At 71.0% G+C, this 1,392-nt stretch carries 2 protein-coding genes and 1 riboswitch; both genes read left to right on the top strand.

The genetic code is table 11. The features are described 5' to 3' along the window. Positions 1 to 186: 186 nt before the first annotated feature. Positions 187 to 369: riboswitch (yybP-ykoY riboswitch) on the top strand. 15 nt (positions 370 to 384) lie between these two features. After that, positions 385 to 951 (top strand): manganese efflux pump MntP, encoded by a 567-nt coding sequence (gene mntP, locus AC27KI_RS24830; RefSeq protein ID WP_284407316.1) that lies wholly within the window; start codon positions 385 to 387, stop codon positions 949 to 951. Positions 952 to 976: 25 nt separating this feature from the next. Continuing rightward, positions 977 to 1,279 (top strand): hypothetical protein, encoded by a 303-nt coding sequence (locus AC27KI_RS24825; protein WP_284431582.1) that lies wholly within the window; start codon positions 977 to 979, stop codon positions 1,277 to 1,279. Positions 1,280 to 1,392 lie beyond the last annotated feature (113 nt).

Raw genomic sequence — 1,392 nt, 5'->3', positions numbered from 1 at the left:
CAGGCCCAGGGCGCGCAGCGCCTGCCGCGGCGCGGGCGGGGGGGCCGCGGAAAGGGAGGAAGGGTCTGGCACGTTCGGGATCCGGCTCGTCGGGGTGGCGCGGATTCTGACAGCGGGCCAAGCCCCCGCACGCACCAGGGCCGGCACGGCCCCAGGCCGGCAGGGGCTTCTATAATCCGCGCTCCCTTGGGGAGTAGCCGGCTTTCGTGCCATGTCTTTCGAGCGTTGTCCGAAGGCGCCTGCGTCAACACACTCGGCATGCTGCATGCCGTGGCGCCGGCAACCGTTGCGGTTGGCGAGACCATCGGCATGCCACCGCGACGAAAGGTCGGGCAGCGGGGGCGTGCCTTTGCGCTCGCCCGGCCGTACAACGACGTCCCCACCATGAATTTCGCCTCCACCGCCTTGCTCGCGCTGGCCATGTCCACCGACGCCTTCGCCGCCGCCGTCGGCAAGGGCAGCGCCCTGCAGAAACCCCGCTGGTCCGAAGCCCTGCGCACCGGCGCCATCTTCGGCGTCATCGAGGCCCTCACCCCGATCGCCGGCTGGGCACTGGGCTACGCCGCCTCGGGCTACGTGAAGGAGTGGGACCATTGGATCGCGTTCACGCTGCTGACCATCCTCGGGCTGCGCATGGTGTACGCCGCGTTCCAGGCGCCCGATGCCGAAACCGAAAAACCCGCCCGCCACGGCTTCTGGCTGCTGGCCGTGACCGGCTTTGCCACCAGCATCGATGCGATGGCCGTGGGCGTGGGGCTGGCGTTCCTCGACGTGGGCATCCTGCCCGTGGCGGCCGCCATCGGCCTGGCGACCTTTGCCATGGTCACGATCGGCGTGATGGTCGGCCGGGTGCTGGGCAACATCGCAGGCCGCTGGGCCGAGGCCGTGGGCGGCGTGCTGCTGATTGGCATCGGCTCGGTGATCCTCTACGAGCACCTGACCACGTTCTGATCCCGGCCCGCGCTACCCTTGCCGCATGACCCGTTTTTCCGACACCACCACCGCCCTCGTGCAACTGGCCACGCTGGACTCCGCCCTGGCCCGCTGCCGTGCTCCGGGCGGCAGCGCCACCGAACTGAGTAGCACGGCCCGCGCGCAGGACGCGCTGCTGGCCGCCCTGCCCCCGCGCTATGCCGAGGTGCTGCACGGCCTGCTCGACCGCCTCGAATCGAGCGCGCTGTTTTCCGAGGAAAGCTGCTCGTTCAGCCAGAAGGACCTGCTGGACAGCCTGCAGCAGTGGGTGGACAAGGCCGGGGACGTGCTGCGCCAGGCGGGCTGACCGGGCCGGCCACCGCGCACCGTCCACCGCCCGGTCACCGCTCGGTCACCGCTCGGCGCGCCCTGCCCACTTCTCCCGGGCGATGTAGGCGCGCACGCCCAGGCCCAGGAACG

Source organism: Acidovorax sp. KPB24-03 (assembly GCF_057546605.1).
Note: the sequence above shows the minus strand (reverse complement) of the source record. Positions and strands in the feature narration are given on the sequence as shown.